At 54.1% G+C, this 12,774-nt stretch carries 13 protein-coding genes; 6 read left to right on the top strand and 7 right to left on the bottom strand.

All coding sequences use genetic code 11. The annotated features are described in order from the left end of the window. Positions 1 to 34 precede the first annotated feature (34 nt). Complete coding sequence (locus ACVWYF_RS00930; protein WP_457063681.1) at positions 35 to 232, top strand: hypothetical protein; 198 nt, start codon at positions 35 to 37, stop codon at positions 230 to 232. An 80-nt stretch (positions 233 to 312) separates the two neighbouring features. Here the strand turns inward: ACVWYF_RS00930 and ACVWYF_RS00925 are convergent, their stop codons facing one another. Then, complete coding sequence (locus ACVWYF_RS00925; protein WP_457063679.1) at positions 313 to 1,137, bottom strand: phosphatase PAP2 family protein; 825 nt, start codon at positions 1,135 to 1,137, stop codon at positions 313 to 315. 347 nt (positions 1,138 to 1,484) lie between these two features. Here ACVWYF_RS00925 and ACVWYF_RS00920 point away from each other — a divergent pair, with 347 nt between their 5' ends. The 4 genes from ACVWYF_RS00920 to ACVWYF_RS00905 all read left to right on the top strand — a co-directional run bounded on the left by ACVWYF_RS00920 (position 1,485) and on the right by ACVWYF_RS00905 (position 6,644). Further along, positions 1,485 to 2,132 (top strand): HD domain-containing protein, encoded by a 648-nt coding sequence (locus ACVWYF_RS00920; RefSeq protein WP_457063677.1) that lies wholly within the window; start codon positions 1,485 to 1,487, stop codon positions 2,130 to 2,132. Between the two features lie 67 nt (positions 2,133 to 2,199). Further along, positions 2,200 to 2,430, top strand: coding sequence for a hypothetical protein (locus ACVWYF_RS00915; protein WP_457063675.1), 231 nt, complete (start codon positions 2,200 to 2,202; stop codon positions 2,428 to 2,430). A gap of 225 nt (positions 2,431 to 2,655) precedes the next feature. Continuing rightward, complete coding sequence (gene gyrA, locus ACVWYF_RS00910; RefSeq protein ID WP_457063673.1) at positions 2,656 to 5,301, top strand: DNA gyrase subunit A; 2,646 nt, start codon at positions 2,656 to 2,658, stop codon at positions 5,299 to 5,301. A 185-nt stretch (positions 5,302 to 5,486) separates the two neighbouring features. After that, on the top strand, positions 5,487 to 6,644 hold the full coding sequence (locus ACVWYF_RS00905) for a tetratricopeptide repeat protein (RefSeq protein ID WP_457063671.1): 1,158 nt from the start codon (positions 5,487 to 5,489) through the stop codon (positions 6,642 to 6,644). Between the two features lie 293 nt (positions 6,645 to 6,937). Here the strand turns inward: ACVWYF_RS00905 and ACVWYF_RS00900 are convergent, their stop codons facing one another. After that, positions 6,938 to 7,186, bottom strand: coding sequence for a transposase (locus tag ACVWYF_RS00900; RefSeq protein WP_457063669.1), 249 nt, complete (start codon positions 7,184 to 7,186; stop codon positions 6,938 to 6,940). Between the two features lie 480 nt (positions 7,187 to 7,666). On the opposite strand from ACVWYF_RS00900, the gene ACVWYF_RS00895 reads away from it, so the two are divergent. Next, positions 7,667 to 8,689, top strand: coding sequence for a hypothetical protein (locus ACVWYF_RS00895; protein WP_457063667.1), 1,023 nt, complete (start codon positions 7,667 to 7,669; stop codon positions 8,687 to 8,689). Between the two features lie 32 nt (positions 8,690 to 8,721). On the opposite strand, the gene hisIE is transcribed toward ACVWYF_RS00895, so the two are convergent. The 5 genes from hisIE to hisB all read right to left on the bottom strand — a co-directional run bounded on the left by hisIE (position 8,722) and on the right by hisB (position 12,743). Then, positions 8,722 to 9,390, bottom strand: coding sequence for a bifunctional phosphoribosyl-AMP cyclohydrolase/phosphoribosyl-ATP diphosphatase HisIE (gene hisIE / locus ACVWYF_RS00890; RefSeq protein ID WP_457063665.1), 669 nt, complete (start codon positions 9,388 to 9,390; stop codon positions 8,722 to 8,724). 32 nt (positions 9,391 to 9,422) lie between these two features. Then, positions 9,423 to 10,178, bottom strand: coding sequence for an imidazole glycerol phosphate synthase subunit HisF (gene hisF / locus ACVWYF_RS00885; protein WP_457063663.1), 756 nt, complete (start codon positions 10,176 to 10,178; stop codon positions 9,423 to 9,425). A gap of 39 nt (positions 10,179 to 10,217) precedes the next feature. Then, positions 10,218 to 10,934, bottom strand: coding sequence for a 1-(5-phosphoribosyl)-5-[(5-phosphoribosylamino)methylideneamino]imidazole-4-carboxamide isomerase (locus tag ACVWYF_RS00880; protein ID WP_457063660.1), 717 nt, complete (start codon positions 10,932 to 10,934; stop codon positions 10,218 to 10,220). A 33-nt stretch (positions 10,935 to 10,967) separates the two neighbouring features. Beyond that, positions 10,968 to 11,555: an imidazole glycerol phosphate synthase subunit HisH gene (gene hisH / locus ACVWYF_RS00875; RefSeq protein ID WP_457063657.1), complete on the bottom strand. Its 588-nt coding sequence runs from the start codon at positions 11,553 to 11,555 to the stop codon at positions 10,968 to 10,970. Positions 11,556 to 11,636: 81 nt separating this feature from the next. Beyond that, the gene (gene hisB, locus ACVWYF_RS00870; protein WP_457063654.1) at positions 11,637 to 12,743 is read right to left on the bottom strand and encodes a bifunctional histidinol-phosphatase/imidazoleglycerol-phosphate dehydratase HisB; all 1,107 of its coding nucleotides are present in this window, start codon (positions 12,741 to 12,743) and stop codon (positions 11,637 to 11,639) included. Between the last annotated feature and the right edge of the window lie 31 nt (positions 12,744 to 12,774).

Here is a 12,774-nt window from a genome sequence, read left to right as displayed (position 1 = left end):
TAGCCGAAGGGAACCCTATTTCCGTAGAATGCTCATGGACCCAAATCAAGTACCCCCAAATTCGGAAAAACCAGAAACCGCCAACGACCACCTGCTCGAAGACCTGGTTGCCGCTACCAGCTTGTTCAACCCAGCCCAATTATGGCAACGGGAAGTAGAACTGGAAGCATTGGATGAGCAGGCCGCTGCCGGCACCACCGGCCCGGATAGCGCCGAACCACCGGTAATTTAAGCTCAATAAAACCCACGCAAACGCAAAGCGGCCCGCCGGAATCAAATGATGTCGGCGGGCCGCTTTGCGTTTGCGTGTAGCTATTTGGGCCGCCAGGTCAGGCATAGGCCCGTGCCGCCCGCTGGGGTCCACATGGGCATGAAGCTGGTATCGCCAATGCCGTGGCCGGTAGGCTTGTGGCCCCAGCGGTTGCGGTGCGTGAGGTAGGCCACATGCGCCGAAAGAATCCCGAAGCCCGCCCCGGCCACCACATCCGATTCCCAGTGCTTATTATTTATCATTCGAAAAGCGGCCACGCTGGTGGCCAGCGTGTAGGCCCCGATGCCGTACCACTGGCTCTTGTCCCGGAACTCGGTATGCACAATGCTGGCCGCCAAAAATGCCTGCGCCGTGTGCCCCGACGGAAACGACAACTTGTCTGATCCATCGGGCCGTTCGATGCCGGCCAGCGTTTTCACCACGTACACGGAGGAAAGCATAATCAACTCACTTTTTACGATAACGAGGCCGAGGTTCAGCCGGTCGCTGTGTGACTCTACGCCGGCCAGCAGCACGACGGGGATTTCCAGGTAGGGTGCCCATTGCAGAAAGTCGTCGATGTGGTTTCGGTAATCGCCAAAGACGTGGCGAATGTCACTCTTGGCATCGTAAGAGCTATAAAAGCCGTTGCCATTGATGGTGCTGACTCCGTAGCCAATGAGCACCGCCGGAATGATGCTGGCCCGAAACCCTTTGCTTTTGAAGAAAGGCTTTTTGAGCGGTGAAGATACTCCGGTGGGGTTCTGGTATTTGTGGGTGGTATCGGCCGGCGCGGGAGTGGCCAGCGGCACCTGCGCGGCGGCCAGTTGCGGGGCCGATGCGAGCGGCAGGAGCAGGGCCAACGAAATAACGTAGCGGGAAATCATAGAAATGGGGCTTTGAAAGGGCTAAGTACGGGACGCATGGTGTAAGCCTCGTGAAAAGTGCCCGTGCCATTTCGTGCTGAAACGGAAGTTGCCCCTACGCCAGCGGTGCCGCTGCAAATGCTGGTGCCGGACTTGGCCCGGGCTGCTTGCGCAAATGAAACGCTTCATTCTGATTTATTTCGGTATTTGGGAAGCAATAAATCCAACCCGATGCGCCGCTAACCAGCCTACCTGACGGATAACCGGACCCTCAACGTGTAGAAATAAGCCCGTACTTTTGCACTGCTCCCAAACGGTGGTCACCCAAGGGGACGGCTGCCTTTCTTATCTTTTTTCTATCAGCGCTCTTGGACGTACTTGCCATCACTGCCCGTTTTATTGAAGACAAGTTTGCCAATGAAGGCAGTGGGCACGATTGGGCCCACATCCGCCGCGTGTGGCTGATGGCCCGCCGCCTGGCCGTCGCGCATCCCGAAGCCGATGTGCTGGTAACCGAGTTGGCCGCCCTGCTGCACGATATTGCCGACTGGAAGTTTCACGACGGCGACTACGAAGCCGGACCCCGCGCCGCCCGGGCCTGGCTGCTCAGCCAGCAGGTGCCCGAAGCAACCATTGCGCGCGTCGAAACGGTCATCCGGGAAGTTTCCTTCAAAGGGCTGGGTGTGGCTACGCCGGTGTCGTCCATCGAGGCCGCCCTGGTGCAGGATGCCGACCGCCTGGATGCCATCGGGGCCATCGGTATTGCGCGGGCATTTGCCTACGGTGGGCACGCCGGCCGGCCGCTGCATGACCCGGCCATTGCGCCCGTGGCGCATGCCAGCTTCGTCAGCTACCAGAAGAACGTGGCTCCCACGCTCAACCACTTCTACGAAAAGCTTTTTCATCTCAAAGACCGCCTGAATACGGACGTTGCCCGCGCTGTGGCCGGGAAACGCCACGCCTATATGGAAGCCTATGTGGCCCGCTTCCTGGCAGAATGGGACGGCGAAGACTAAAACCCGTCTGTCGGCGTTTGGCCCGGCGGGCGTCTTCGCTGCCTGCCCTATGCGTTACCTTTGCCCCATGAAGCTGTTTTTTCGCTCGTTGTTCTGTCTGCTGCTGGTGGCCGTGGCCAGCTGCCGCACCTGTCCCATCGAATCGTGCCACACGCGCAAGGTCCACATGCATAGCGGGGTAAAATACCGGGGCCAGCCGCTCTGGAAGAAGCAAAATCCTGCCATCGGCGAGAAAATCAAGACGTATAATTCCAAGTCTGCCAAGCACGACAACGACCGCAGTAAGTCAATCCGGTAAGCCGGTTTTGACGGCAGCAGAGAAGAGGCTGCTTTAGTGGTTTTGCTGGCTCGGCAACCGGAGTACGGCTATGGTAACCCTTGTCGTATTTATGCCCGAAAAAGGCCGCAGCGCTTGCCGTTGCGGCCTTTTCATTGTATCTTCGCACGCATATAAAGAACCATTCACCCTGCGGCTGAAAACCACCTCATTTGGGTTTTTTCAAGCCGCCTATCAACCCCCTCAATGGCGGAAGGCGAAAAAATCATTCCGATTAACATCGAAGACGAGATGCGGGGTGCCTACATCGATTACTCGATGTCGGTTATCATCTCCCGGGCCCTGCCCGATGTTCGTGACGGCCTGAAGCCCGTGCATCGGCGCGTGCTCTACGGCATGAGCGAGCTGGGCGTGGGCTACAACAAATCCTACAAAAAATCGGCCCGTATCGTGGGCGAGGTCCTGGGTAAATACCACCCACACGGCGACTCCTCGGTGTATGACACCATGGTGCGCATGGCCCAGGACTGGAGCCTGCGCTACCCGCTGGTTGATGGCCAGGGCAACTTCGGCTCCGTCGATGGCGACTCGCCGGCGGCCATGCGTTACACTGAGGCCCGCCTCAAGCGCCTTTCGGATGAAATGCTCGGGGACCTGGATAAGGACACCGTTGATTTCCAGCCCAACTTCGACGACTCGCTGGAAGAGCCCAGTGTGATGCCCGCCAAGTTCCCCAACCTGTTGGTGAACGGCACGACGGGCATTGCCGTGGGCATGGCCACCAACATGGCTCCCCATAATATGACGGAGGTCGTGAGCGGCATCATTGCTTATCTCGACAACCCCGACATCACGGTGGTCGGGCTTATGCAGTACGTTACAGCGCCCGACTTCCCTACCGGCGGCATCATCTACGGCTACGAGGGCGTGAAGCAGGCCTTCGAAACCGGCCGGGGCCGCGTGGTTATGCGCGCCAAAGCCTCGTTCGAAACCTCCAAAACTGGCAAAGAGCAAATCGTCGTCACCGAGATTCCCTACATGGTGAACAAGGCGTCGATGATTGAAAAAACGGCCGCGCTTATTAACGATAAGAAGATTGAGGGCATTTCGGACATGCGTGACGAGTCGGACCGCGACGGCATGCGAATCGTCTACGACCTGAAGCGCGATGCCATGCCCAGCGTGGTGCTCAACAACCTTTACAAATACACCCAGCTGCAAAGCTCTTTCGGCGTCAACAACGTGTGCCTGGTCAAGGGCCGTCCGATGACGCTGAACTTACAGCAGCTCATCCAGTATTTTGTCGAGCATCGTGCTGAAGTCATCGTGCGCCGTACGCGCTACGAGCTGGCCGAAGCTCAAAAGCGTGCCCACATCCTCGAAGGCCTGCTTATCGCCCTCGACCATCTGGACGAAGTTATTGCCCTCATTCGGGGCTCGCGCGACCCCGAAGTGGCTCGTGGTCAGCTTATCTCGCGTTTCGCCCTGAGCGAAGTGCAGTCCCGAGCCATTCTGGACATGCGCCTGCAGCGCCTCACCGGCCTGGAGCGTGACAAGATTGTGGCCGAATACAACGAGTTGATGAAGCTGGTCGACTACCTGAAATCGGTGCTTGAGTCGGACGAATTGCAACGCGGCATCATCAAAACCGAGCTGATAGACATCCGGGAGCGGTACGGCGATGCCCGCCGCACGGAAATCAACTACATCGGTGGGGACTTCTCGACGGAAGACATGATTGCCGACGAGGCGATGGTTATCACCATTTCCCGCGAAGGCTACATCAAGCGCACTAATCTGGATGAGTACCGCGCCCAGGGCCGCGGTGGGGCTGGTTCGCGTGGGGCTATCTCCAAGAAGGACGATTTCACGGAGCATCTCTTCGTGGCCACGACCCATGAGTACCTGTTGTTCTTCACCGAGCTTGGCCGCGTGTTCTGGCTCAAGGTGTACGAGGTGCCGGAAGGAGGGAAGGCCACCAAAGGCCTGCCGCTGCAAAACCTCATCGAGATTCCGCGCGAAGACAAAGTGCGTTCTGTCCTTAACGTGCGCGGCCTCAAAGACCCGGATTATCTCGAAAATACCTTCCTGATGTTCTGTACCGAGCAGGGCACCGTGAAGAAAACGCCGCTCGAAGCGTATTCGCGTCCCCGTACGGCCGGCATTAATGCCATCACCATCAACGAAGGCGACCGGATTCTGGACGTGCAGCTGCTGGCACCGAACGCGGAAGTCATCCTGGCCTCGCGGGCCGGCCGTGCCGTCCGCTTCAACGAAAGCCAGGCCCGTTCAATGGGGCGTGCCGCTGCCGGTGTGCGCGGCATCCGCCTCGAAGATGTGCCGGGTAACCGCGTGGTGGGCATGGTCTGTGTATCTGACCCCACCCAGGAATTGCTGGTGGTGAGTGAAAACGGTTTCGGCAAGCGCAGTGAGCTTGATGGATTCCGGGTAACTAAGCGTGGTGGCAAAGGGGTGAAGGCCATGAAGCTTACCGATAAGACGGGTAATCTGGTGGCCATCAAGGATGTAAATGATTCCGACGACTTGATGATTATCAACAAGTCTGGTATCACCATTCGCCTGCGAATGAGTGATTTGCGCACTATTGGCCGGGCTACGCAAGGCGTGCGGTTGATTAAAATCAGCGGCAATGATGAAATTTCTTCGGTAGCTAAAGTGGCCGCCGAAGAAAAGGAGGAAGAAACCGAAGTAGCACTGCTCGCCACCACCGAAGAAGGTGGTGTACTTGGGGAAGCGGCTATTAACGGTACTGATACTGAGATTCTTGTTGATGATGCTGACGAGGCTGACGAAACCGACGATGAGTTAGAAGAAGACAATGATGATGAGGAAGATTCCGATGACGAATCGGAATCCGATGACTTGGCATAATTGCTGAAGTAGGAGCGGGGCGGTCCATTTGGGTCGCCCCGTTTATTTTTGACGAACCCTGGACTGGCTCTCATCGTTTCCGGTTGCGGGCCTTCTCCCAAAATTCACTTTTTTTCATTTTCCCCGCTGTTATCAAACCGGGTGATTTCCATCCAGTCCCTGAATTTCGGCATATTCCCGAACTCATGAAGAAGACATTTCTGACGATTGCCGTCGCCGTTGCCTTGGCCGGCGGGTTGCCCTCGCTGGCTCACGCCCAAACTTCAGCCGTCACCAACGCCATTCTGAATCAACGCTCCGGCTTGCTTGATAAATCTCGCATTGATATTGATAAGGCCATTGTGAATGAAAAGACCAGCGGTAAAGCCAAAACCTGGTATACCCGTGGTGAAATCTATCAGGGCATGTTGGAAAGCCCTATCTATAGTAAGCAGTTGCAGCCGGGTGAAGGCGTTCAAAAAGCCTATGAGTCTTATAACAAGACTGTGGAGCTTGATACCAAGGATGGTGAATTTGGCAAACAGGCCGTTGCTAAAATGGATGGTCTCTACGGCCGCGCCTTTAATGATGCCGTGAATAGCTATAATGCTAAGGATTATGACAAAGCCATCGAAAGCTATAAGCTAGCCTCGAAAATCAAGCCGCAGGACACTACGGCCGTGCTTTATTCTGCTTACGCCTCAGAAGCTAAGCAGGATTACGCGGGGGCAAAAGCCAGCTACAACCAGTTGCTGGGCATGAATTATAAGTCGGTGACGTTGTATTCGCGCTTGCTCCAAATGGCTAAGCAGCAAAACGACAATGCGGAAGCTGCTAAAGTAGTGCAGCAGGCGTTAGCAGCATATCCCACTAATAAGGCCTTCATGCTGGAGGATTTGAATATGTCGCTTGCTAGTGGCAAGGGCGAAGACGCGCTTGGTAAAATTAACAAGTCCATCATTGCTGACCCAGGCAACTCAAACCTTTACGCCGTGCGTGGTTCTATGTATGACCAGCAAAAGAAGACTGAGTTGGCGGTAGCCGACTATAAGAAGGCCGTAGAACTTGAGCCGAACAACTTCGATGCTCAGTTTAACCTTGGCGTCTACAACTACAATAAGGCAGCAGATGCTTATACTAAGGCTAGCAAAATGGACCTGAAAACGTATCAGGCTTCGGGTAAGAAATTTGAAACTGAGGGCAAAAAATATTTTGAGGCCTCTGTTCCATATTTTGAAAAGGCGCTTCAGTTGCAGCCCGATGACCGCAACACGTTGGCTTCCTTGCAAAAAGTATACTTCCGTCTTGGGCGTACTGCTGAATCGGAAAAGCTGAATGCAAAATTGCAGAGTCTGAAGAAGTAGGGGGAGCATTGAGATTCCGTATTATAAAAAAGGCCCGCATTCATGCGGGCCTTTTTTATAACCAACTGTTTAGGAGATATATGAAGTATTACTTTGTCTTTTAATTTAACATAATATAAATTATAAGACAAGTTTCTGAGTTTGGATATTGGTGATAGCCTTGGAAAACTAAACGATTATGGATTGTAAGTCCATAGGGTTGCTTTGCGAATGAAATCCGCTCGTCTTGGCTAAAGCCAACTGAAAGACAACCACTGCAAGTGGGCTTTTCCAGAATAAAATTCTCGTCCCCGTTAGGTTTCACGATGGTTCAATAACTGCCCTAGTACTGACTTTAACTCGGGAAATTCTTGTAATAATAATGCGGTAATGTGTCCCTTCGGCTGGCGCACTAATCCTCTTAACGCCAGCGCAGGCAGATACGACACATGCAAATGAATATGGTCTTTGCTTACGACCCCTTTCAAAATGCGTACATCAAGTGCGATACATGTTTGTCGCAGCAAGTTCCGGTAGCGCAGTTGTATGTCCCCGGTAGGCATCTGGCAGTGGCACTTTATGCTCCATACCAGACGCATTCCTACCTTGTGGATTGAACGTCTGCTTGTTCGTTGCCTCGCCATACGACGCTGTCTTGTCCTATTTTGTCTTGTGTTCCCATCTGCTTTCTTTGTAAGTACCCAACCTCTAATTAAATGAAAAATAAGGAAAAAAAAGTACAAAAACAGATTAGCTTTATACTGTTTAATACTTATTAACATATCACGGTCCTTGTCTTACTGCCGATATATACCACAATTGCTCATACTTTTTTGTAGTAAAGAGGTTGCCTAAGAAACTTAAGCTCCTAAGAGATATATTGATTTATTGTAAAGTGGAGTTAATTTTTTTACCCCAAATACGTAAGTTTTTAATACGTGATGCAACAAGGAGATTAAGTCTAAAAAAGTATATAAATTTTCTATATTTTTTGCTTTTTTAAACTATTTTTACATACAATACCCAATCATTCAAAAAGCAAAATGCCAAAACTTATAGACTACCCACGAACGAGTTATACCGGAGCTTGGGAATTAGCAGAAATCACAGACGACACTGGTGGAAAATGCACAATAGAGACCGCAGCTAGGAAACTAAACAGAAAGGTGAGCGGCTCCTTTAAAGCAATAATCGGGTCAGCCGTCAAATTTGGGCTTGTGACTAGCAAACGCGAATTACTCACAACAACAACGCTGTTCAAGCGAATAAAACACGCGTACGATAAACAAGAAGAATTAGCTTTTCATCGAGAAGCATTCCTAACCCCACCCCTATTCACTCAAATTTGCCGCAAATTCCGCTCCAGGGAATTACCAGTTCAGATGTTGGATGTAATGCTGATACGCGAGTTCGGCGTTGAGGAGATAAATGCCCAAGGCGTTGCTAAAGCATTCGTAGACGGCTGCAGAATGGTTGGGCTGCTAGATGAACACAACACAATTGCTGATATTGACGCCATCTCAGCAAAACAGCCGGCCAGGCAACAACAACTCGCCAGCCCGGTACCAAACGTCAACGCGTTCAGGACTGAAGACAACTCTTCATTAGCAGTGACGCCAACCGGCACGACAGTTTCCAAAGGTGATAGAGATTATTCGTTGCTGGAAGGCAGTACCCAAAGTAGTCAGCCAAACGGTACCAGAAAACTGCATAATAACGGTAATGAGCATTCCCCAACAGAAAGAAATACGGACGCCATTGCCACACTGTTTGGACTCGTAACAAACCCTACAGCAACGCCGAAAGTAATAGCCGAGGAACTTCAACGAGTAACGACGCCGCAGAATAATACTGAAGCACAAGAGATTAACACTCACAACCTATCGGATGTCGGGCCGGTTGTTCCGTTCAAGCCTTCATTAGTGGAAACTACGAAAACAGATTACCAAGTGAAGATAAGTGGCCCTGGAATTAATACTGAACTTACTATTACAGAAGAGGAAGACATAACGCTTGCTATTGCCTTGCTCGAAAAGATACGCCGACAAATAAACAGCTCTTTATAGGTACAAAAGCTAATTGTAAAGCCAGCAAGCAGTTACAACTCGGTCAAATGACGGGTGTTAGGCAGACGATGCCGTTCCTGGAGCACTTCTATTACCTCCGAGGTGGTGACTCCAGATGCTTCCAGGAGGACCAGAAGATGGTACATCAAGTCGGCGACTTCGCCAGGTAAAGTGACACGACTGCCAGCAACGGCATCAATCACCGTTTCCACAGCCTCCTCGCCCACCTTCTGAGCGATTTTTGCAATGCCTTTGTTGAATAGGGAAACGGTGTACGACGTGGGCGCCCGTTCCGGGAACCGGTGCCGCTCAGCAATAAGCCGCTCTAGACTAGCTAGGAAGCCAATGGGAGCAGCTGGGGCGACTGTTTCATCAGCCTGTACGAAGCAACTGACGGTGCCGCGGTGACAGGTTGGGCCGGCCGGGAGGGCTCGAACAAGGATAGTATCGGCATCACAATCAATGTGCGTGCTTACTACAGTGAGAAAATTACCGCTTGACTCGCCCTTGGTCCAGAGCCTGTTTTTTGACCTGGAAAAAAAAGTCACCCTTCCCTCCTGTTGCGTTTTGGCCCAGGCTTCGGCATTAAAATACCCAAGCATCAGCACTTGGCCGGTGTCAGCATCCTGGATAATTGCCGGGGCCAGGCCGGTAGTTTCATCAAAACGAAGGCCAACAGGCGCGGTGGGAGCAACAGGCATCACAGAAATTAAAAAAACGGTAAAACACAGTATTATAAGCGAATAGAAATGCCCGCCGTGTGCAGGTACTGCTTAAGCGTGGGCAGGGCAGTTTCATTGAAGTGAAAAATGCTGGCGGCCAAGGCCGCATCGGCCCCCCCAACTTCAAAAACGGCGGTAAAATCAGAAGGCTGTCCGGCACCCCCGGAAGCAATTACAGGTACGGACACGGCATCGCTGACCGCCCTAGTCAACTCCAGGGCGAAGCCGGCTTTGGTGCCGTCGTGGCTCATGGAGGTCAGCAAGAGTTCGCCGGCCCCTAAATCGGCGGCCGTGCGGCACCAGTCGACCGCCTGCCGGCCCGTGGGCGTGGTACCGGCCCGCGTCATTACCTGCCACTCGCCATCCACTATGCGGGCATCGACGGCAACTACGACGCACTGGGAGCCGAAACGCCGCGCTAAATCCGAGATAAACGCCGGGCGGGCCAGGGCAGCAGAGTTGATGGAAACCTTATCAGCCCCACTGAGCAGCAGCGCTTCTACATCGGCTACGGTGCTGATACCACCGCCCACCGTGAAAGGAATATCCAGCACGCGGGCGATGTCGCGCACCAGCTCCGTCAGGGGCTGGCGGCGTTGGTTGGTAGCAGTAATATCTAGGAATACCAGCTCGTCGGCCCCCTCAAGAGCGTAGCGGGCGGCCAGCGCCACAGGGTCGCCGGCATCGCGCAGGCCTTCAAATTGAATGCCCTTTACGGTGCGCCCGTCGCGCACATCCAAGCAGGGTATTAGTCTTTTCTTAACCACAACACTAGTTGTTTAATGAACGCCCAACGACTGAATTTACTAAAAGAACCGCTGCAAATCGGCCAAGGCGATGGTGCCCTCGTAGAGCGCTTTGCCGATAATAGCACCGTGCATTCCGGCCTCCTGCAGCAGTTCCAAGTCGGAAATGGTGGTTACGCCACCGCTGGCAACAAAACGGGCCGAGGGGAATTGCTGCACCAGTGAGCGGTACGTGGCCAGGGACGGCCCCTGAAGCAGCCCGTCTTTGCTCACGTCGGTACAAATGAAAGTGGTACCGCCGGCTGCCAGATAGTCGGCAATGAAACCGGTCAGCGTCAGGGCACTCTGGTCAGCCCAGGCATTGATGACAATGTGCTCACCCTTGTAGTCGGCCCCGAGAAAGATGGTGTCGGCACCATGCTGCGCCAGCCAGGCATGCACGGTAGCCGGCTCGCGTACGGCCAAGCTGCCGGCAGTGGCGTGAGCAGCACCGGCGGCCAGTACCTGCGCCAGAGCAGCCTCAGTTTGGATGCCGCCACCGGCATCGATGTCGAGGCTGGTTTGGCGGGCAATGGCTTCCAGCACGGCCAGGTTGACCGGCTGGCCGGCGCGGGCACCGTCAAGGTCGACCAGATGCAGTCGGCGCAGGCCCGCATCGGCAAAGCGCCGGGCGACGGCTACGGGGTCCGCATCGTAGGTGGTTTGGCGGGCAAAATCGCCGGCACTGAGCCGCACGCATTGCCCGTTGATAAGGTCGATGGCAGGAATAATTTCCACGGGGTATCCGGTTATTTAATGAGTTGAGGCGGCTTACAGCGCCAGGAAATTGGCCAGAATGCGGGTGCCTACGCCCCCGCTTTTCTCGGTGTGAAACTGCACTCCGTAGAAGTTTTCGTGCTGCACTGCCGCGCTGAATGCATCGGGATGCGCCGCTTGGGCAATGGTGTATGGCCCCACGGGAGCATAATAACTGTGTACAAAATACACATGGTCGGCTTCGGTGAGCCCCGCCAGCAATGGCCCGCGCAGTTCCTGGAGGTTGTTCCAGCCCATATGCGGGACTTTGTGGGCAGCGTCGGGCACGAAGCGCTGGACGTTGAAAGGCAGTAGTCCGAGCATGGGTGTGTCGTTCTCTTCGCTGTGCGTGCCCAGCAGCTGCATTCCCAAACAAATGCCCAGAAATGGCTGGGTGAGCGTGGGCAAAACCCGGTCGAGCCCAGATTCCCGCAGTGCTTGCATGGCCGATGAGGCTTCGCCCTCACCGGGAAAAAGCACTTTATCGGCGCGGCGTAATACCTCGGGGTCGGCGGTGAGGGTCGCCTGCGCACCAAGCCGTTCAAGGGCGAAGAGCACCGATTGCACATTACCACCCTTATAGTCAACTACTGCGATTTCCATAGCCAGAACTCAATTAATCCAAATGAACAATTACTAACATTATTCATTTGGATATACAACTTTGATTTAAATGCCCTGCGGCTACAGTATTCCTTTGGTACTGGGAATAGCAGAAGATTCATCGCGCTGCAAAGCCATTTTGATGGCCTTGGCCACGGCCTTGAAAATGGCTTCAATCTTATGGTGCTCGTTATCACCCTGGCAGGAAATGTTGAGCGTAGCCCGGGAATTGTCGGTGAAGGACTTGAAGAAATGAAAGAACAGCTCGGTGGGCAAGTCTCCTACCCGCTCGCGCTTGAATTCAGCGTCCCACACCAACCAGGGCCGGCCAGCAAAGTCGATGGCTGCTTGGGCCAGGGCTTCATCCATGGGCAGCAGGAAGCCGTAGCGGGCCAGGCCGCGCTTATCCCCCAAGGCCTGGGAGAAGGCGGTACCGAGGGCGAGGGCAGTATCTTCCACCGTATGATGTTCATCAATGTGTAAATCGCCTTTTACACTAATGTGTAAGTCGATTCCACTGTGACGCCCCAACTGCTCCAGCATGTGGTCGAAGAAACCAAGCCCCGTGTGGATGTCGGTCTGGCCGGTGCCATCCAGATTTAAGCGGATAGCAATCTGGGTTTCATTAGTGTTGCGCTCGATAACGGCCACGCGGGCCGGGTAGCGCAGGAAATGATAGATGGCATCCCAGCTGGTGGTGGTAAGGGCGGCGCGGGGGTCGGACTCCTCTCCTATCAGAATGGATTGGCTACCGAGGTTCTCCGCGAGTTTAACATCCGTAAGCCGGTCGCCAATAACATAGGAGTTGGGCAGGTCGTAACCGTTGGCGGGGTCGAGGTACTGGCCGAGCAGGCCCGTGCCGGGCTTGCGGGTGGGCAGGCCTTCGTGCGGAAAGCTGCGGTCAACGTGCTCGGCGGCGAAATGTACTCCCTCGGTGGAGAGAATGTCGCGCATGAGCTGATGCGCCGGCCAGAAAGTATCCTCCGGGAAGCTCGCTGTGCCCAGCCCGTCCTGGTTTGTAACCAATACCAGCTCGTACTCGGGCAAATCGCGGGCAATGCGTGCCAGCGCGCTTATGGCCCCGGGCAGAAACTGAAACTTATCGGGCGTGAGGCCGTCAATTTGCTGGCTGGGCTGGGGCTCCACAAGAATGGTGCCGTCGCGGTCGATAAAAAGCGCCTTTTTCAACTCTATGAGATTAACGAGGTACGAGAAAAAT

Source organism: Hymenobacter sp. UYAg731, assembly GCF_054061335.1.
Note: the sequence above shows the minus strand (reverse complement) of the source record. Positions and strands in the feature narration are given on the sequence as shown.